General features: G+C 74.7%; 10 protein-coding genes. 7 read left to right on the forward strand and 3 right to left on the reverse strand.

Annotated elements, in window-relative coordinates; genetic code table 11:
- The first annotated feature begins 1 nt into the window (after position 1).
- Genes F8279_RS03345 through F8279_RS03365 form a run of 5 tightly spaced genes read left to right on the forward strand, consistent with a single transcriptional unit; the run spans position 2 to position 15,235 of the window.
- Positions 2-5,452 (forward strand): type I polyketide synthase, encoded by a 5,451-nt coding sequence (locus tag F8279_RS03345; protein ID WP_151499038.1) that lies wholly within the window; start codon positions 2-4, stop codon positions 5,450-5,452.
- A gap of 31 nt (positions 5,453-5,483) precedes the next feature.
- Positions 5,484-6,437: a TauD/TfdA family dioxygenase gene (locus F8279_RS03350; protein ID WP_151499039.1), complete on the forward strand. Its 954-nt coding sequence runs from the start codon at positions 5,484-5,486 to the stop codon at positions 6,435-6,437.
- A 1-nt stretch (position 6,438) separates the two neighbouring features.
- Positions 6,439-6,627: an MbtH family NRPS accessory protein gene (locus tag F8279_RS03355; protein WP_013285950.1), complete on the forward strand. Its 189-nt coding sequence runs from the start codon at positions 6,439-6,441 to the stop codon at positions 6,625-6,627.
- Entirely contained in the window at positions 6,624-9,749 is a 3,126-nt protein-coding gene (locus tag F8279_RS03360; RefSeq protein ID WP_151499040.1) for a non-ribosomal peptide synthetase, read from the forward strand. The genes F8279_RS03355 and F8279_RS03360 overlap by 4 nt, the downstream gene beginning before the upstream one ends.
- A complete protein-coding gene (locus F8279_RS03365; RefSeq protein ID WP_091427181.1) occupies positions 9,749-15,235 on the forward strand; it encodes a non-ribosomal peptide synthetase/MFS transporter in 5,487 nt (1,828 codons plus the stop codon). The genes F8279_RS03360 and F8279_RS03365 overlap by 1 nt, the downstream gene beginning before the upstream one ends.
- Before the next feature lie 59 nt (positions 15,236-15,294).
- On the opposite strand, the gene F8279_RS03370 is transcribed toward F8279_RS03365, so the two are convergent.
- Positions 15,295-15,744: a hypothetical protein gene (locus F8279_RS03370; RefSeq protein ID WP_139135501.1), complete on the reverse strand. Its 450-nt coding sequence runs from the start codon at positions 15,742-15,744 to the stop codon at positions 15,295-15,297.
- Between the two features lie 48 nt (positions 15,745-15,792).
- On the opposite strand from F8279_RS03370, the gene F8279_RS03375 reads away from it, so the two are divergent.
- On the forward strand, positions 15,793-17,442 hold the full coding sequence (locus F8279_RS03375; protein WP_091427179.1) for a DUF885 domain-containing protein: 1,650 nt from the start codon (positions 15,793-15,795) through the stop codon (positions 17,440-17,442).
- Here F8279_RS03375 and F8279_RS03380 read toward each other — a convergent pair.
- Both F8279_RS03380 and F8279_RS03385 read right to left on the reverse strand, forming a co-directional pair.
- Complete coding sequence (locus F8279_RS03380) at positions 17,388-18,602, reverse strand: hypothetical protein (RefSeq protein ID WP_091427177.1); 1,215 nt, start codon at positions 18,600-18,602, stop codon at positions 17,388-17,390. The two genes, F8279_RS03375 and F8279_RS03380, sit on opposite strands and share 55 nt — an antisense overlap.
- A 43-nt stretch (positions 18,603-18,645) precedes the next feature.
- The gene (locus F8279_RS03385) at positions 18,646-19,158 is read right to left on the reverse strand and encodes an NUDIX hydrolase (RefSeq protein WP_091427175.1); all 513 of its coding nucleotides are present in this window, start codon (positions 19,156-19,158) and stop codon (positions 18,646-18,648) included.
- A 69-nt stretch (positions 19,159-19,227) separates the two neighbouring features.
- On the opposite strand from F8279_RS03385, the gene F8279_RS03390 reads away from it, so the two are divergent.
- Positions 19,228-19,722 (forward strand): type II toxin-antitoxin system PemK/MazF family toxin, encoded by a 495-nt coding sequence (locus tag F8279_RS03390; RefSeq protein ID WP_091427174.1) that lies wholly within the window; start codon positions 19,228-19,230, stop codon positions 19,720-19,722.
- Positions 19,723-19,844: the final 122 nt, after the last annotated feature.

Genomic DNA, 19,844 nt, shown 5'->3' on the forward strand with positions numbered 1-19,844 from the left:
CATGCAGAACGACATTCCGGCCGACGACGGCGTCGAGCCCATCGCCATCGTCGGGCTCGCCGCCCGCCTGCCCGGCGCGGCCGACGTCGACGAGTTCTGGCGCAACCTGGTCGACGGCGTGGAGTCGACGACCGAACTGACCCGCGAGGAGCAGCTCGCCCGCGGCGCCCAGCCGCAGGAGGTCGACGACCCGGGCTGGGTCAACCGCGCCCCGCTGGTGGACGGCTACGACGAGTTCGACGCCGGCCTGTTCGGGATGACCGCCCGCGAGGCCGAGATCACCGACCCGCAGCACCGGCTGTTCCTGGAGACCTGCTACACCGCGTTGCAGGACGCCGGCTACGACCCGGGCCGCTACGACGGCGCGGTCGGCGTGTACGCCGGCACCGGCGGCAACACGTATCTGCACCGCAACGTGCTGCGCAACAAGCGGGTCGGCGGCAACCCGCACAGCATTGTCTCGCTGGCCACCGGCAACTCGCCGAACTACGTGGCCACCAACGTGTCGTACCGGCTGGACCTGCGTGGGCCCAGCATGACCGTGCACACCGCCTGCTCCACCTCCCTCGTGGCGTTCCACCTGGCCTGCGAGGCGCTGCGCAACGGCGAGTGCGACATGGCCCTGGCCGGCGGCGTCAACATCGAGCTGCCGCACGTCGGCTACCTCGGCATGGACGGCTTCACCTCGCCGGACGGGCGGTGCCGGCCGTTCGACGCCGGAGCGAACGGCACGGTGTGGGGCAGCGGCGTCGGCGTGACGCTGCTCAAGCGGCTCTCCGACGCGATCGCCGACGGCGACACCATCCGCGCGGTCGTGCTCGGCAACGCGATCAACAACGACGGCGCCGGGAAGGTCGGCTTCACCGCCCCCAGCATCGACGGGCAGATGGAGGCCGTCGCCCAGGCCGTCGAGTTGGCCGGCGTCGACCCGCGCAGCATCAGCTACGTCGAGGCGCACGGCACCGGCACCGCGCTCGGCGACCCGATCGAGATCGCCGCGCTGTCCGCCGTGTACACCAAGGACACCGACGAGCGCGGCTGGTGCGGCATCGGCTCGGTGAAGTCCAACATCGGCCACCTCAGCCAGCCCTCCGGCATCGTCAGCGTGATCAAGACGGTGCTGGCGATGGAACACGGCCTGATCCCGCCGACCATCAACTACGAGACGCCGAACCCGGCCGTCGACTTCGCCGACACCCCGTTCTACGTGGCGAACACGCTGACCAAGTGGGACACCGACGGCGGCCCGCGCCGGGCCGGCGTCAGCTCCTTCGGTATCGGCGGCACCAACGCGCACGTCGTGCTGGAGGAGGCCCCGGCCGCGGGCCGGCACCAGCCGTCCGCCCGCCCGGCGCACCTGCTCCAGGTGTCGGCGAAGACCCCGACCGCGCTGGACACCGCCGTCCGGCGGCTCGCCGACCACCTGGAGAGCGGCAGCGACGTGGCGCTGGCCGACGTGGCGCACACGCTGCGCGTCGGCCGCCAGGTGTACGCCCACCGGGCCGCTGTGGTCGCCGGCGACCCGGCGTCCGCCGCCGCCGCGCTGCGCGAGCGGCGCAAGGGTCACCGGGGCGCCGCCGAGGGGCCTGCGCCCCGGGTGGCGTTCCTGTTCAGCGGCCAGGGCTCGCAGTACGCCGGGATGGGCGCCGAACTGTACGCGCAGGACAGCGCGTACGCCGCCGCCGTCGACGAGTGCGCCGAGCTGCTCCGCCCCGAGCTGGGCCTGGACATCCGCGACCTGATCCTGGGCCGCGACCCGGACGCGCCGGACAAGCTCACGCAGACCTGCTGGACCCAGCCCGCCCTGTTCACAGTCGAGTACGCCCTCGCCGCCGCCTGGCGGGCCGCCGGGGTCACCCCGGCCGCGATGATCGGCCACTCCATCGGCGAGTACGTGGCCGCGACGGTGGCCGGGGTGCTCGACCTCGCCGACGCGCTGCGCGTGGTGGCCGCCCGGGGCCGGCTCATGCACTCGCTGCCGGCCGGCTCGATGCTGGCGGTCACGCTCGACGAGTCGGAGGTGGCCGGCCGGCTGCCCGAGGGCCTGTCGGTGGCCACAGTCAACGGCCCCGGCACCTGCGTGGTCGCCGGTGAGACCGCGCTCGTGGAGGAGTTCGCGGCGAGCCTCGGCGGTAGGAACAAGTCGAAGCTGCTGCGCACCTCGCACGCGTTCCACTCGCCGATGACGGACCCGATCCTGGACGACTTCACCGCGCTGATGGCGACGGTGCCGCTGCGCGCCCCGGCGGTGCCGTTCGTGTCGAACGTGACCGGCACCTGGATCACCGACGCGGAGGCCACCGACCCGGCGTACTGGGCCGCGCACCTGCGCCGCCCGGTCCGCTTCGGCGCGTGCGTGGCGACGCTGCTCGCCGAGGGCACCTGGGCGCTCGTCGAGTGCGGTCCCGGCCGGCAGCTGGCCAACCTGGCCCGGATGCAGGTCGCCAAGGCCGGCGAGGCGCAGCGCGCACTGACGCCGCTGGGCAGCCTGCCCGGCCCCGGCGAGCAGACCGGTGACGTGGCCGCGCTGCTCGGCACGGCCGGCGCGCTCTGGTGTGCGGGCGTGCCGGTCGGACTCCCGGCCGACCCGCACGCGCGGCGGGTGCCGCTGCCCACGTACCCGTTCGAGCGGCGCCGCTACTGGATCGACCCGGACCCGGAGCAGGAACTGACCGCGGCGCCCGCCGAGACCGGCCCTCGCCCGCTGCCGGAGTGGTTCGCGGTGCCGGCGTGGCGGCAGGCCCCGCCGGTCCGTACGGCCGAGCCGCTGGGCCGCTGCCTGGTGCTGGCCGACGGCCCGCGCGGCGAGGCGCTCGTGGCCGCGTTGCGCGCCGCCGGTGACGACCCGGTCGAGGTACGCGCCGGCGAGGCGTTCACCGCCACCGCGAGCGGCTTCCGGCTGCGTCCCGGCGTACGCGCCGACGCCGAGGAACTGGTCGCCGCGCTCGGCGCCGACCTGCCCCGCCGGATCGTGCACGCGTTCGCGCTCGACGGCGAGCCGGCCGGCATAGACCCGGCGGCCGCCTGGGCGGCGCAGGAGCGCGGCTTCTTCGGCGCGCTGCACCTGGTGCAGGCCCTCGCCGGCGCCGGTGTCACGGCCGACGAGGCGGGCGTACGGCTGGACCTGGTCACCGCCGGCATCGGTGACGTACGCGGCGACGACCTGGTCCGCGCCGAGCACGCCACGCTGGCCGGTCTGGCCCGGGTGCTCCCGGCCGAGCTGCCCGGCCTGACCGTGCGGCTGCTCGACACCGACCCGGCCGCGCGCGGCGTCGCCGCCCTGGTGGCCGAGCTGCGCAGCCCGGTCGACGCCGAGCACCCGGAGGTGGCGCTGCGCGGCGACCGCCGCTGGCTGGCCGGCTACGAGCAGGTCACCGTGGCCGCCGAGGACGAGCCGGGCGTGCTGCGCGAGGAGGGCCGCTACCTGATCACCGGCGGTCTCGGCGGCATCGGCGTCACCCTGGCCGAGGACTTCGCTCGCCGGGTCCGCGCCAAGCTGGTGCTGCTGGCCCGGTCCGGGCTGCCCGAGCGGGCCGACTGGGACGCGCACCTGGCGGTGCACGGCGGCGCCGACCGGGCCGGGCGGGCGATCGCGGCGATCCGCCGGATGGAGGCCGCGGGCGCCGAGGTGCTGGTGCTCGCCGCCGACGTCACCGACCCGGACGACCTGCGCCGGGTCCGCGACGAGGCGGAGCGCCGGTTCGGCGGGCTGGACGGCATCGTGCACGCCGCCGGTCTGCCCGGCGGCGGCATGGCCGAGGTGAAGGAACGCGACGAGGCGCGGCGCGTGCTGGCCCCGAAGCTGGCCGGCACCCTGGCGCTGGCCCGGGTCTTCGGTGACCTGCCGCTGGACTTCGTCGTGCTCTGCTCCTCGATCACCGCGGTGATCGGCGGGTTCGGCCAGGTCGACTACTGCGCCGCGAACAACTTCCTGGACGCCTTCGCGCGCTCCGGCACCGGGTTCCGCGCGCCGGTGGTGTCGCAGAACTGGGGCGGCTGGGCCGAGGTCGGCATGGCGGTGGAGACCGCCGCGCCGGCCGCGTTCCGGGCCGCCGGGCGGGGCACCGTCACCACCGCGGTGACGCATCCGGTGCTCACCACGATGGTCGCCGGTCCGGACGGCACGGTCCTGCACGGGCTGGTCTCGGCGGACACCCACTGGCTGCTCGACGAGCACCGGATCGGCGGGGTGCCGGTGGTGCCGGGCACCGCCCACCTGGAGTCGGTGCGTGCCGCCGTGGTGGCCGCGCTGCCCGCGCCGGGGCCGGACGCCGCGGTGGAGTTGCGTGACGTGGTGTTCCTGGAGCCGTTCCCGGTGCCGGACGGCACGGTGGCCCAGTACCGGGTCGAGCTGACCTCGACCGAGGACGGCACCGACTTCACGGTCGCCAGCCTCGCCGCCGGCCAGGCGCGCACCCACGTACGCGGCACCGCCGGGTGGACCACCGACGCGGCCCCGCCGGCCGCCGTGCCGGCGGTGGCCGGGCGGCGGGTCGACGACGACGCCTCGTTCGGCCGGGGACGCACCAGCATGCTCACGTTCGGGCCGCGCTGGGCGGCGCTGGCCGAGCACCACCTCGCCGACGGCGAGGAGCTGGCCCGGGTGCAGGCGCCCGCCGCCGCGCTCGGCGACCTGCCCTCCTGGGGCATGCACCCGGCGATGCTGGACGTGGCCACCGCGTTCGGCCGCGGGCAGGGCTCGGGCACCTACCTGCCGCTGTCGTACGGCCGGATCGTGGTGCGCGGCCCGCTGCCGGCGACGTTCCACAGTCACCTGCGGCACCGGCCCGCCGCCACCGACGAGGTGGTCGCCGCCGACCTGTCGCTGCGCGACCCGGACGGCCGGGAGCTGGTCGCGATCAGCGACTTCGTGCTGCGCCGGGTCGACCAGGACGCGGTCACCGGCAACCTGGCCGAGTCCCCGGCGGCGGACGCGGACGCCCCGGCGCCGGTCACCGAGGACATCCGCCCGGTCGACGGCGCGGAGGCGTTCCGCCGCAGCCTCGCCGCCGGTCTCGGCGCCCAGGTGGTGATCACCACCCGCACCGTGGCCGACATCCGGCACCGGGCGGCCCGGGTCACCACCGACAGCCTCGAAGAGGAGACCGACGCGCCGGCCGGCCCGGCGGCCGCCACCGGCGGCGGCTCGGCGGCACCCGGCACCGAGCTGGAGAAGACGATCGCCCAGGTGTGGCGCGACGGCCTCGGCGTCACCGACGTCGGCGTGGACGACGACTTCTTCGCCCTCGGCGGCAACTCGCTGGTCGCCGTGCAGCTCATCGCCTCCATGCGCAAGGCGACCGGCGTGCGGCTGCCGATGCGCAGCCTCTTCGAGACCCCCACGGTGGCCGGACTGGCCGCCCGGATCGAGGAGCTGCGCGCCGAGGCGCCCGCCGGCGCACCGGCCGCCCCGGCGGCGATCCCGGCCATCCCGCGGCTGCCCCGCGGCTGACATCCCGACGCACACAAGGAGACACCGCACCATGAGCGAGACAACCGCGACGCTGCCGGTGGTCGTCGAGAGCGACGGCCGGGCGCTGACCGACCTGATCACGGCCCGGCGCGCCGAACTGCGGGACACCCTCGTCGCCAGCGGAGGGCTGCTGTTCCGCGGCTTCGACGTGGGCGGCGTGGACGGCTTCAACCAGGCCGTACGCGCGCTCGCCGGCGAGCCGCTGACCTACACCGAGCGCTCCTCGCCCCGGCACTCCATCAAGGGCCGGGTCTACACCTCGACCGACTACCCGCCGGACGAGGAGATCTTCCTGCACAACGAGAACTCGTACCAGGCGCGCTGGCCGCTGACGCTGTTCTTCTACTGCGTCACGCCGCCGCAGACCCGGGGCGCCACGCCGCTGGCCGACGTGCGCCGGGTCTACGAGCTGATCGACCCGGCGGTCCGCGAGGAGTTCGTCAGCCGCCGGTGGATGCTCGTGCGCAACTTCCACGGCGACTTCGGCACCCGCTGGCAGGAGGTCTTCAACACCGAGAGCCGCGCCGAGGTCGAGGCGTACGCGGCGGACAACGGGATCACCGTGGAATGGGTCGGCAAGGACGGCCTGCGTACCCGCGCGGTCCGCGACGTGGTGCACCACCGGCCCGGTTCGGACACCCCGCGCTGGTTCAACCACGCCACCTTCTTCCACCTCAGCACCCTGCCGAAGGACTACCAGGAGGGGCTGCTGGCCATGTTCGGCGCCGACGGGCTGCCGTCGAACACCTACTACGGCGACGGCGGCGAGATCCCCGCCGACGTCATGGACCACCTGCGCGCCGCCTACCGGGCGGCCACCGTCCGCTTCGACTACCAGCGCGACGACGTGCTGGTGGTGGACAACATGACCGCCGCGCACGGCCGGGAGCCGTTCACCGGTCCCCGCAAGATCGCCGTCGCGATGGCCGAGCCGCACACCCCCGAGAACGCAGGAGCGAACTGACATGGCCGAACCCCGATTCCTGGTCGTCCGCAACGACGAGGAGCAGTACTCGATCTGGTCGGCCGACCGGGACCTGCCCGCCGGCTGGCACGACACCGGCTTCGCCGGCAGCCGCGAGGAGTGCCTGGCCCACGTGGACGAGGTCTGGACCGACATGCGTCCCCGCTCCGTGCGCGAGGCCCTCTCATGAGCACGAGCCAGGAGTGGACCTTCCCGGCCTCCTACGCCCAGGAGCGGGTGTGGATGGCCAACCAGCTCGACGCCGGTTCGCCGGTGTTCAACGTGTCCTTCCCGTGGCTGTTCCCGGCCGGCGTGGACGCCGACACGGCCAGCGACGTGGTCAACCGGGTGGTCGCCCGGCACGAGGCGCTGCGTACCCACCTGCGGACCGACGACGGCGCGCTGGTGCAGGTCGTACGCGCCCACGAGCCGGCGCCGCTGCCCGTCACCGACGTCACCCACCTGCCCGCCGGTGAGCAGCGGGCCGAGTTCGAGCGGATCCGCGGCGAGATGGCGCGGCTGCCGGTCCCGCTGGACGCGGCGCCGCTGTGGCGGGCCCGCCTGATCCGCATGGAGGAGGGCTTGGCGCTGGCGTTCGTGGTGCACCACGCCGTCTTCGACAGCCACTCGGCGGTGCTGTTCCACACCGAGCTGCTCGCGTTCTGCGAGGCCGCGCGCACCGGCGCCGAGCCCGCCGTGCCGGAGCTGCCCATCCAGTACGCCGACTTCGCGGTCTGGCAGCGCCAGCAGCTCACCGGCGAGGAGCTGGACCGGCAGCTCGCGTTCTGGACCGGTCACCTGGCCGGCGCGCCGCCGGTCACCGGCCTGCCGCTGGACCGGCCCCGCCCGGCCCAGCTCGGGTTCGCCGGTGACGAGGTGCGATTCAGGCTGCCCGACGGGCTGCTGGACCGCGTCGGCGCGCTGGCCACCGGCGCGCAGGCCACCCCGTACATGGTGCTGCTGGCGGGTTTCGCGGCGCTGCTGTCGCGGATCTCCGGCGACGCCGACGTGGTGGTCGGCGTCTCCACCGCGGGCCGGGACAACCCGGAGCTGACGCCGCTGATCGGCATGTTCGTCAACCCGGTGGCGCTGCGCTGCGACGTCTCCGGCGACCCGACGTTCGCGGCGCTGCTCGGCCGCGTCCGCAACGGACTGATCGACGCCATGGAGCACGGGCAGACGCCGTTCCAGAAGATCGTCGAGGCGGTCGATCCGCAGCGTGACCCGTCGGTGCAGCCGATCTTCCAGACCGCGCTGAACTGGATCCCGGACTCCGGCCTCGACCCGGTGGAGCTGGGCACCACGAAGGACGACCTGGCCTTCGACATCACCACCGGCGACTGCCGCCTGGTCTACCGCACCGACCTGTTCGACCGGGCCACGGCCGAGACGGTGGTCGACCGCTACGTACGGCTGCTCGCTGCCGCCGTCGCCGAGCCGGAGCGTACGGTCGGCGCGTTGCCGCTGCTCACCGACGCCGAGCGGGACCGGGTGCTCGGCGCCCGGAACGACACCGCCTGCGACGTGCCGGTGACCACCGTGGTCGACGAGGTGCAGCGGCAGGCCGCCGCCACCCCGGACGCGCCGGCGCTGGTGTGCGACGGCGTGACGCTCGGCTACGGCGAGCTGAACACCGCCGCGAACCGGCTGGCCCGGCTGCTGGTGGCCCGTGGCGCAGGCCCGGAGACCCGGGTCGCGCTGGCGCTGCCCCGCTCCTGCGACCTGGTCGTGGCGATGCTGGCGGTGCTCAAGGCGGGCGCCGCGTACGTGCCGGTGGACACCGCGTACCCGGCCGGGCGCATCGCGTACCTGCTGGAGGACGCCGCGCCGGCGCTGGTGGTGACCACGCCGGACACCGCCGCCCTGGTGCCCGGCGACGCGCTGGTGCTCGACGGCGAGGTCGGCTCGGACCAGTCCGGCGACGACCTCACCGACGCCGACCGGGTCGCGCCGCTGCGCCCGGAGCACCCGGCGTACGTGCTCTACACCTCCGGCTCCACCGGCCGCCCGAAGGGCGTGGTGGTCGAGCACCGGGCGGTGACCGCGTACCTGGCGTGGGCCCGCGCGACCTACCCGGGGCTGGCCGGGGTGGCGCTGCTGCACTCGCCGGTGTCGTTCGACCTCACCGTCACCGGTCTGCTCGGCACGCTCACCGCCGGCGGCACGGTACGGCTCGCCGGGATCGACGACCCGGCCGCCCGCGCCGGTGGCCGGCCGGCCTTCCTCAAGGTCACGCCGAGCCACCTGCCTCTGCTCGACGGCGAGCTGTCGCCGACGGCCGACCTGGTGATCGGCGGCGAGGCGCTGGCCGGGGAGCAGCTCGCCGCCTGGCGGGCCGCGCACCCCGACGTGGCGGTGATCAACGAGTACGGCCCGACGGAGGCCACAGTGGGCTGCGTCGCGGCCCGGATCGCCCCCGGCGAGCCGGTCCCGGCCGGTCCGGTGCCGATCGGCACGCCCACCTGGAACACCCGGGCGCTGCTGCTCGACGCCGCCCTGCGGCCGGTGCCCCCGGGCGTGGTGGGGGAGCTGTACGTCACCGGCACCCAGCTCGCGCGCGGCTACCACGACCGGCCCGGCCTGACCGCCGAGCGGTTCCTGCCCTGCCCGTACGGCCCGCCCGGCGCCCGGATGTACGCCACCGGCGACCTGGCCCGCTGGCGTGCCGACGGCACGCTGGACTACCTGGGCCGCCGCGACGACCAGGTCAAGGTGCGCGGCATGCGCATCGAGCTGGGCGAGGTCGAAGCCGCGCTGCTGGCCCACCCGGACGTGCGCGCCGCCGCCGCGGCGGTACGCACCGAAGGCGGCGAGCCGACGCTCGTCGGCTACCTGGTGGGCCCGGCCCACGAGGACTCGGTCCGCGCCGAGCTGGCCCGTGAGCTGCCCGCGCACCTGGTGCCGGCCGCGCTGGTCCGGCTGGACGCGCTGCCGCTGACGCCCAACGGCAAGCTGGACCGCGCCGCGCTGCCCGCCCCGGCGGCGGCCGAGCCGGAACAGGACAGCTACGTCGCGCCCCGCACCGACGCCGAGGGCCTGGTCGCCGAGGTGTACGCCGAGATCCTCCAGGTGGAGAAGGTCGGCGCCCTGGACGACTTCTTCGCCCTCGGCGGCAACTCGCTGCGTGGCATGCGGGCGATGGCCCGGATCCGCGCCGAGGTGGACGTCGACCTGCCCATGCGGGCGCTGTTCGGCAGCCCCGTGGTGGCGGACCTGGCCGCCCAGATCGAACAGCGGATCGCCGCCGAACTCGACGGGCTCTCCGACACCGAGGTCGCCGCGCTGCTCGCGGCGGAAGAGGGAACCAACTGATGACCGACCTGAAGGATCCGGCCCGCGAGGCGGCCCGGCAGGCGCTGATCGCCCGACGGCTACGCGCCCGCCAGACCGCCCCCGCGGCCCGGATCACCCCCCGCCCGGCCGGCGCGGAGGTGCCGCTGTCCTACGCCCAGGAGCGGGTCTGGTTCATGGACCAGCTCGCCCCGGGCGAGGCGGCATACCACATCGCGGTGCCGCTGCGGGTACGCGGACCACTGGACGTGGACGCGCTGCGCGCCGCGCTGACCGCGCTGGCCGACCGGCACGAGTCGCAGCGCACCCGCTTCCCGGCCGACGCCGACGGCCGTCCCACAGTCGTCGTCGCGGACACCGCCGAGGTGCCGCTCACAGTGGTGGACGCGCCGGACGAGGCCGCCGCGCAGGCGCTCGTCGACGCGGCGGCGGCCGAGCCGTTCGACCTCGCGAGCGGTCCGCTGCTGCGGGCCCTGCTGATCCGGCTGACCGCCGACGACCACGTGCTGTTCCTCGCCCAGCACCACATCGTCGGCGACGGCTGGTCGGTGGACGTGCTGCTGCGCGACCTGATCACGCTCTACCGGGGCGGCGAGCCGCCCGCCCTGCCGATCCAGTACGGCGACTTCGCCGTCTGGGAGGCCCGGGAGCTGGACGGGCCGCAGGCGCGGGCGCACGTGGACTACTGGAAGCAGCGGCTGGCCGGCGTCACCCCGCTGGAACTGCCGCTGGACCGGCCGCGCCCGGCCACCCAGACGTACCGGGGCGACTTCGTCGAGTTCCAGCTCGACCCGGCCGCCACCGAGGCGCTCAGCGCGCTCACCCGGGACAGCGGCGGCACGCTGTTCATGACGCTGCTCGCCGCGTACCAGGTCCTGCTGGCCCGGCACGCCGGCCAGGACGACTTCGCGATCGGCGCCTCGGTGGCCGGCCGGTCCGCACCGGAGCTGGAGAACCTCGTCGGCATGTTCATCAACATGCTGCCGCTGCGCGCCGACCTGGCCGGCGACCCGACGTTCACCGAGCTGCTGGAGCGCACCCGCCGTACCGTGCTCGACGGTTTCGAGCACGCCGAGGTGCCGTTCGCCAAGGTGGTGCACGAGCTGGGCCTGCCGCGCGACGTCAGCCGCTCCCCGGTGTTCCAGGCCATGTTCGTGCTCCAGAACTACGAGATGGGCCGGTTCACCGGTGTGTCCCGCACCGACGAGGTCACGTTCTCCTGGACCCCGATGGAGTTGCAGGCCACCCGGTTCGACTTCGAGCTGCACGCGGTGGAGACCGTCGACGGGCTCTGGGGCAAGCTGGTCTTCAACACCGACCTGTTCGACCGGGCCACTGTGGAGCGGATGGCGCAGCGGTGGACCGCCCTGCTGGACGCCGTCGTCGCCGCGCCGGACACCCCGGTGTCCCGGCTGCCGCTGCTGCCGGCCGCCGAGCGGGAGCTGCTGGCCGCCTGGAACGACACCACGGCCGACTTCCCGCACGCCGAGACGCTGCACGGCCCGGTCGAGGAGCGCGCCGCGGCCACCCCGGACGCCGTCGCGGTCACCATCGACGGGCAAAGCCGCACGTACGCCGAGCTGAACGCGCAGGCCAACCGCGTCGCGCACCGGCTGCGCGCGGCGGGCGTCGGCCCGGAGACCCTCGTCGGGGTCTGCGCGGAACGCTCCGTGGAACTGGTCGCCGGGCTGCTCGGCGTGCTCAAGGCCGGCGGCGCGTACCTGCCGCTGGACCCGGAGTACCCGGCCGACCGGCTCGCGTTCATGGTCGGCGACGCGGACGCGCCGGTGGTGCTGGTCCAGTCGCACCTGCGCGACGTGCTGCCCGACACCGGCGCCACCGTGCTGGAACTGGACGACGCCGCGGTCTGGGCCGACCGGCCCGACACCGACCCGGCGCCCGTCGCCGGGCCGGAGCACCTGGCGTACGTCATCTACACCTCCGGGTCCACCGGCCGCCCGAAGGGCGTGCCGAACACGCACCGCGGCATCGTCAACCGGCTCGACTGGATGCAGAAGACGTACGGCCTCGGCGCCGACGACGCGGTGCTGCAGAAGACCCCGGCCAGCTTCGACGTGTCGGTGTGGGAGTTCTTCTGGCCGCTGCGCACCGGCGCCCGCCTGGTGCTGGCCAGGCCCGGCGGCCACAAGGACGCCGGCTACCTGCGCGACCTGCTGGTGTCCGAGCGGATCACCACCGCCCACTTCGTACCGTCGATGCTCACCGTCTTCCTCGCCGAGGACGGTGTCGAGGCGGCCACCGCGCTGCGCCGCGTGATCTGCTCCGGTGAGGAGCTGCCGCTGGCGTCGGCGGCCGACTTCACCGCCCGGCTGCCCTGGTGCGGCCTGCACAACCTGTACGGCCCGACCGAGGCGGCCATCGACGTGACCGCCTGGGCGTGCGAGCCGGACCGGCTCGCCGGGGTGACGAGCGTGCCGATCGGCGCGCCGATCGCCAACCTGCGGCTGCACGTGCTGGACCCGTCCGGCGCGCAGTGCCCGGTCGGGGTGGCCGGTGAGCTGCACATCGGCGGCGTCGGCCTGGCCCGCGGCTACCACCGCCGGCCGGCGCTGACCGCGGAGAAGTTCGTCCCCGACCCGTTCTCCTTCGAGCCGGGCGCCCGCCTCTACCGCACCGGCGACCTGGCCCGCTGGGTCGTCGGCCCGGACGGCGCCGGGGTGATCGAGTTCCTGGGCCGCATCGACCACCAGGTCAAGTTGCGCGGCCTGCGCATCGAGCTGGGCGAGATCGAGAGCGCGCTGCGCGAGCAGCCGGGCGTCACCGAGGCCACGGTGATCGTCCGCGAGGACAGCCCGGGCGACAAGCGGCTCACCGCGTACCTGGTGGGGGAGGCCGAGCACGCCGCGCTGAAGGTGGCGCTGAAGGACACGCTGCCGGAGTACATGGTGCCGGCCGCGTTCGTCACGCTCGACGCGCTGCCGCTGACGCCCAACGGCAAGCTGGACCGCAAGGCGCTGCCCGCGCCGGTGGTCACCCGCGAGGCGTCGGTGGCGCTGGTGGAGCCGCGCGACGACACCGAGCGGGCGCTCGCCGCGATCTGGTCCGAGGTGCTGGGCGTGGACACGCTCGGCATCGACGACGACTTCTTCGACCTGGGCGGGCACTCGATGCTCGCCACCCAGGTGGTCGCCAAGATCCGCAAGGCGGAGCTGGGCGGCCGGGCGGTCGGCGTGATGGACCTGTTCCAGCAGCGCACCATCCGCGACCTCGCCGCGTTCATCTCCGGCGACGCCGCGCAGCAGGGGCCGCGCCGGCTGCTCTACGAGCTGACCAAGCCGATCCCCGCCGGCAAGCGGGTGCTGACGTACGTCTGCGTCCCGTACGGCGGCGGCAGCGCCATCGTCTATCAGCCGCTGGCCGACGCGTTGCCGGCCGGGTACGGGCTGTGGTCGCTGGCGATCCCCGGCCACGACGTGGGTCTCAGCGAGGACGCGCTGCCGTTCGACGAGCTGACCAGCCGGGTGGCCGACGAGATCCTGGGGCGGGTCGAGGGGCCGGTCGCCCTGTACGGCCACTGCGGCGTGGGCAGCGCCATCCTCGCCGACGTGGCCCGCAAGGTCGAGGCGGCCGGCCGGAACCTGGAGGCCGTCTACATCGGCGCCATGTTCCCGTTCGCCCGCCCGAAGGGCGTCATCGCGGCGCTCCGCGACCGCCTCGAACGGCTCAGCAGCAACAGGCACTCCGCGAGCTGGCTCAAGTCGATGGGTGTGGACACCGACGAGCTGGACCCGGAGCAGGCCGACCGGATCATCAGCAACATGCGGGCCGACTCCCGCGCCTCGGAGGAGTACTTCACCCGGCTGCTGGACCAGCAGGCGACGAAGCTGCGCGCGCCGATCATCTCGGTGGTCGGCTCCGAGGACCCGGTGACCGACTACTACCGCGAGCGGTACGCCGAGTGGCAGTTCCTCAGCGACACGCTCGGCCTCGTGGTCCTCGACCAGGCCGGGCACTTCTTCCTCAAGTACCGGGCCGAGGAACTGGCCGAGATCGTCACGCGGGTGCACCCGGCGGTGTCGGCCGGTGACGTCGGCGCGCTGACGCCGGAGGCCCGGGGTGAGGACGCCGGCTGGGTGGTGGCCGACACGCTGCGGGTGGGGGAGACCCGCAAGCCAACCACGACCGTGAAGCCGAGCATGGGCCGGTTCATGGCCATCACGACCGGGCAGCTCATCTCCAGCACCGGTTCCGCGCTGACCGCGTTCGCGCTGCCGATCTGGCTGTTCAACCGCACCGGCTCGGTGGCGAACCTCGGCCTGCTCTGGGCGCTCGCGCTGATCTGCGGTGTGCTCATGCTGCCGGTGGCCGGCGCTCTGGTCGACCGGGTCAGCCGGCGGCGGATCATGATGACGGCGAGCTGCTTCGCCGGTTCCGTCCAGCTCGTGCTGGCCGCCCTGCTGTGGACCGACAGCCTGATGCTCTGGCACATCTACATGCTGGTGGCGCTGAGTTCGGTGGCCGGTTCGTTCCAGCGGATCGCGTTCCAGTCGGCGGTGCCGCAGCTGGTGCCCAAGCGCTACCTCGGGCACGCCATGGGCATCACCCAGCTCTCCACCGGTGTGGCCACGCTGCTCATGCCGGCGTTCGCGGCCGGCCTGCTCGCCACCATCGAGCTGAAGGGCATCCTGCTGGTCGACGTGGCCAGCTACGTGTTCGCGGTGCTCACCCTCGCCGTGGTCCGCTTCCCGGACGCGCTGGGCTGGCGGCCCCGGGAACGGCTGCTGGTGGCCATCGCGAACGGCATGCGCTACTCCTGGCGGCACCGCGGGTTCCGGCTGATGCTCGGCTACTTCGCGCTGGGCAACATCTTCCTGGCGCCCGCGCTGGTGCTCATCACGCCGCTGGTGCTGTCGTTCGGCAGCCCGACGCAGGTGGCGCAGGTGGCGCTGGCCGAGGCGGTCGGCGCGGTGCTCGGCGGCGTGCTCATGTCGCTGTGGGGCGGTCCGCGCAAGCGCCGCATGATCGGCGTGCTGGTCGGCAACCTGGGCACCGCGATCGGCTGCGTGCTGATCGGTCTGGACGCGTCGGTGGCGATGATCTGTGTCGGCTTCTGCTGGCTGGCCATGTCGATGACCACCGCGCAGTCGATCTACGCGACGATCGTCCAGGTGAAGGTGCCGCAGCGCTTCCACGGCCGGGTGTTCAGCCTCAACCAGACCATCTCCTGGTCGACGCTGCCGATCGGCTTCGCGCTGCTCGCGCCGGGCGCCACCGCCCTGTTCGAGCCGATGCTCGCCCCGGGCGGGGCGCTGGCCGGTTCGGTGGGCGCGGTGATCGGCACCGGTCCGGGGCGGGGCATCGGTTTCGCGTACATCTGCTTCGGCGTGGCGCTGATCCTGATCACGCTGGGCGGTTTCGCGATCCGGTTGCTGCGCCGCTTCGACATCGAGGTGGAGGACTCCCTGCCGGACGACCTGATCGGCGCCCAGGAGCGGGAGAAGCGCCTGGCCGCCAAGGCCGAGAAGAAGGAGCTCGTCTCGGTCTGACCGTGTCGATCACGGAGTTCGCGTCGGTTTCGGGCACCCGGCCGACGCGAACTCCGTGGTCACCGGGCGGGGGCCCGGTCGGCCATCCCGTGCGAACGCCGGGGCTGCACGATGAGCAGCACCACCAGCAGATGGGTGACTGCTACCGGCATTGTCGCCTTCGCACCGGCCACGCCGAACGCGAGCAGCGGGAACGGCACGGCGACGAGCAGGACCGCGGCCAGCCGGAACCGGTACCACCGGGCGTCGGCCAGCAGGCGCAGCAGTCCCAGGCTGCCGGCGGCCAGGGCGCTCACGATCAGCCCGCCCCGGCTGACGATCACGGACGACACCTCGGTGAGGGCCCGGCCGGAGACCTCGACGAGTCCGCCGGCCGGGGTCAGCTGCCACAGCACCGGGACCGCGATGGCGATGCCGAGGTAGAGCAGCAGGTGGATGCTCAACCAGGGCAGGGCGGGTAGGGCCGCGACAGCCTGGATCGGGCGCCGGCGAGGCACATCGACGTTCATGGCGGGAGCGTATCGAGAACCCGCCGACGTGCGACTAGCCTCGATGCCGTGATCGACGACATCACCGAAGGGCTGCTGCGGGAGGTGGCCCGCCTCGATCCGTGTGCGGCCGTGGTCGAGGCCGGTGAGCAGGACGTCGACGGGCTCACCGACTACAGCCCGGAGGGTCACCAGGCCCGCGCCGATCTCGCCGCGCACGCCCTGCGCCGGCTCGGGACGCTGCCCGCGACCCCGCTGCACGAGCACCTCGCCGAACGGCTGCGCGCCCGGCTCGCCTTCCACGAGGCCGGGGAGGACCTGCGGGAACTGCACGCCGCGGCAACCGGCCCGCTCCAGCTCGTCCGCCAGTGCGTCGAGTCGGCGGTGCCGGGCCGCGACGCCGGAGGCGCGGCCCACGAGGACGGCTGGGCCCGCGTCGGCGCGCGCCAGGCCGCGATCCCGGCCGCGCTCGACGGGTACGCCCGCAGCCTCCTGCTCGCCGCCGGGCGCGGTCACCTGCCGGCCCGGCGCCAGGTGGAGCTGGTGACGCAGCGCTGCCGCGCCTGGATCGACGACGACATGACCCTGGTGGACCGGTACGGCGACGGCCCGCAGCAGCGGTCGTTGCAGGCGGCGGCGCGCGATGCCCAGGCGGCCTACCGCAGGTTCGCCGCGACGATCACCGCGGACCTCGCGCCGCGGGCGCACGACGACGAGGCGTTCGGCCCGGCGCGGTACGCGCTCTGGGTGCGGGCCTTCCTCGGCGCGGAACCGGACCTGCGCGAGCTGTACGAGTGGGGCTGGGACGAGTTCACCACGCTCGAGGCGGAAGTCGTCGCCGAGACGAAGGCCCTCGGGGGCACCGTGCCCGAGGTACTGGACCGGCTCGACCGCCCCGACGCACCCGGCGTCCTGCACGGCCGGGACGCGTTCGGCGCCTGGCTCCAGGAGCTGCTGGAGGCCACCACCGAGCGGCTGCACGGCACCCACTTCGACATCCCCGCGCCGCTGCGGCGCATCGAGTCACGGGTCACCGCGTCGGGCGGCACCGCCTACATCGGTCCGTCGCGGGACCTGACGCGGCCGGGCCGGGTCTCGTGGCTGCTGCCCGAGGGCCGGGAGTACTTCCCCACCTGGTGGGCGTACAGCACCGCGTACCACGAGGGCGTCCCCGGCCACCACCTGCACCTCGGCTCCGAGGCGTGCCGGGGCGGCCCCGGGCAGCGGCTGAACCTGCTCGGCGGGCTCTCCGGCGCCCAGGAGGGCTGGGCCCTGTACGCCGAGCGGTTCATGGACGAGCTCGGACTCTACGAGCAGCCGGGCGCCCGGCTGGGACACCTGTTCATGCAACTGCTGCGGGCGGCCCGGGTGGTGCTCGACATCGGCCTGCACCTGCGACTGCCGATGCCCTCCGGCGGCGGCGCGCCGTGGACGCCGGGCGCCGCGCTGGACCTGCTGCGCGACCGCTGCCACCAGGGGCAGTACGCGCCACTGGAACTGGCCCGGTACCTCGGCCGGCCCGGGCAGGCGCTCACCTACAAGGTGGGAGAGCGGGTGTGGCGCGACGGCCGCGCGGCGTTCCCCGGCGATCGGCGGGCGTTCCACAACCGGGCGCTGGAACTCGGCTCGCTGGGACTGGACCAGCTCGCGAGCGCGCTCGCCGCCTATCCGGCCTCGTCGGCGGGCAGCTCCTCCGGGTCGGCCACCCAGGCGGAGTAGACGGGCAGCGCGTGCCACGGGCCGCCGGCCGGGTCGGTGGTCACCGCTACCACCGCGTACGGGTGACCGAACCGCAGCTCGGCGATGCGGGCGACGCCCTCCGGCGGCAGCGCGGTCGCCCGGCCGAACGCGGTCACCGCGGCCGCCTCGAAGCCGTAGCGGCCGAACCGGGCCACCGCCGACTGCGCGGCGTCGAACTCCGGCCCGGTCAGGCCCAGCAGCTCGCCGAGCGCCCGAGCCGCCGCGTCGAAGCCGAACCCGGGCGCGGTGAGGTCGTGGCGGCTCTGCGCCGACCAGCACGGCAGCACCGCCGTGGCGCGTTCCTCCCGGCCGTCGGCCGCGTACGTCCGGGTCGGCTCCTCCCGTAGCGCCCACAGTGGCGTCTCGCCCAGCGGCAGGTCGAACAGCGACCGGTGACCCGGTACGGCGTCGGGGGCGAACGCGGCGGCGCTCGCCAGCTCCTGAGCGGCGGCCAGCACGTCGGCGGCCGGCACCTCGGCCGCGGCGGCCACCGACACCACGAGCATCCCGGCGCCGTCGTCGCCCGTGCCGGCCGGAACCGCGTGCACCACCACGTCCCCGGCCCGGCCGGTGGCCGAGACCCAGCAGCGGTGCCCGAACGACGGCGTACGCAGCACCTGCCGCAGGCGGCTCGACCAGGCGCTGCCGGCGCCCAGTTCCGCGCCCGGCGCCGTGTCGAACGGGTCGGCCCACGACACCCGGGTCGCGAGCGCACTGGCCAGGAGCAGCAGGGTGTCCGGGGCGACGTCGACCGGGAAGCGTTCGATCAGCCCGCCGGTACGCTCCCGGGCCCAGGCGTCGAGCGCCGCCTGGTCGGGCAGCGCACCGCGCTCGGTGTCCTCCGGGAGGGCGGCCCGCCAGGCGGCCAGCTCCGCCGCAGGGGTGCGCTCCCACAGCGCGGTGGCGGCGGCGACCATCGGGTGCGGCGCGGCGAGCAGCGCCCGGGCCTCGGCCGCGGCGTCGTCCGGGTCGGCGCCGAGCGCCTCGGCCAGCGCCGCCCGGGCGTCGCCGGTCGCGGTCGGGCCGGTCAGCGCCAGCAGCAGCCAGGCGCCCAGCGGGGAGGCGACGTGGTGGGTGTCACCGGCGGCGCGGTGCAGCCGCTCGGCGTAACGGGCCAGGGGTGCGCGCAGAGGAGTCACGGCTCCACTCTGCCCGGTGAGGCGCCCGGCGGCACGCCGCAGGTCAGGACCACAGCTCGAACGGCTCGTCGATCTCCTCCCCGGCCAGGAACGCCGGCAGCAGCTCCGGCAGCCGCCCGGGATAGCAGCGCGGCCGTTCGGCGAGCACCTCGGCCAGCGGCCACCAGCGGAAACCGAAGTAGTCCTCCACCTCGTAGTCCAGCCGCAGCGCCTCGTCCACGTCCGGCCCGGGGCCGGGCAGCCGTACTGTCACCACCACCTCGTCCTGGAGGTGGCGGCGCTGCCGGTGCCGGAAGCTGGCCCGCCGCCGCCACGTCGGCGCGCCCACCTCGTCCGGGCCGATCACGATGCCGGTCTCCTCGCGCAGCTCGCGTACCGCCGCCTCCCGGTACGTCTCACCGGGGTCCAGCCCGCCGCCGGGCAGCTCCCACCACACGCCGAGGTCCGGGTGGTCCGGGTCCCGGGTGTGGAACAGCAGCAGGCGGTCGGCGGCGTCGAGCACCACCAGCCGCACCGCGCTGCGCTCGAACAGCGGCAGATCGTCGGGTAACTCCACGCTCCCAGCCTAGGGAAGGGGGCCGCGCCGCCTCGCGACCGCCGGGCACCGCCGACTAGGCTGCCCGCCGTGGCAGGTCTGTTGAAGAACGTGGCGTCCCGGCTCGGCCGGATCACCCGGGGCGTGCCCGCCCCGGCCCGCACCGGCGGGCCGATCCCGGCCCAGGTCGCGCGCCGCCGTCAGGTCAGCGCGTTGCAGCGCCGCGAGCTGTCGTACGCCCCGGAGCCGGACGGCCAGGCCGACCCGGGCGAGATCGTCTGGACCTGGGTGCCCTACGAGGACGACCCGCGTCAGGGCAAGGACCGCCCGGTGCTGGTGGTCGGCCGGCACAGCCGCACGCTGTTCGGGCTGATGCTGTCCAGTCAGAGCGACCGGGACGGTCAGCGGCACTGGCTGGCGCTCGGCCCGGGGGAGTGGGACCGGGACAACCGGCCGAGCTGGGTACGCCTGGACCGGGTGCTCACCATGCGCGAGGACAGCATCCGCCGCGAGGGCGCGGTGCTGGACCGGCCTCGGTTCGACCGGGTCGGGCAGGCGTTGCGCGCCGGCTACGGCTGGCGCTGACCGGCCGGACCGAGCCCGGCCGGCACCGCGACGAGCCGGCGGACCCGGCTCAGCGCCGCGCGACGAGCCTGGCTCAGCCTGTTCAGCACTCCGCGACGAGCTGGCGGGCCGGGGGGGCGGGG

Source organism: Micromonospora sp. AMSO1212t, assembly GCF_008868145.1.
Lineage (GTDB): Bacteria > Actinomycetota > Actinomycetes > Mycobacteriales > Micromonosporaceae > Micromonospora > Micromonospora tulbaghiae.

Excerpts from the sequence above, each read along its gene's own strand:
- F8279_RS03360 (WP_151499040.1), top strand. The coding sequence starts at position 6,624 with ATGAGCACGAGCCAGGAGTGGACCTTCCCGGCCTCCTACGCCCAGGAG.
- F8279_RS03365 (WP_091427181.1), top strand. The coding sequence starts at position 9,749 with ATGACCGACCTGAAGGATCCGGCCCGCGAGGCGGCCCGGCAGGCGCTG.
- F8279_RS03350 (WP_151499039.1), top strand. The coding sequence starts at position 5,484 with ATGAGCGAGACAACCGCGACGCTGCCGGTGGTCGTCGAGAGCGACGGC.
- F8279_RS03370 (WP_139135501.1), bottom strand. The coding sequence starts at position 15,744 with ATGAACGTCGATGTGCCTCGCCGGCGCCCGATCCAGGCTGTCGCGGCC.
- F8279_RS03355 (WP_013285950.1), top strand. The coding sequence starts at position 6,439 with ATGGCCGAACCCCGATTCCTGGTCGTCCGCAACGACGAGGAGCAGTAC.
- F8279_RS03345 (WP_151499038.1), top strand. The coding sequence starts at position 2 with ATGCAGAACGACATTCCGGCCGACGACGGCGTCGAGCCCATCGCCATC.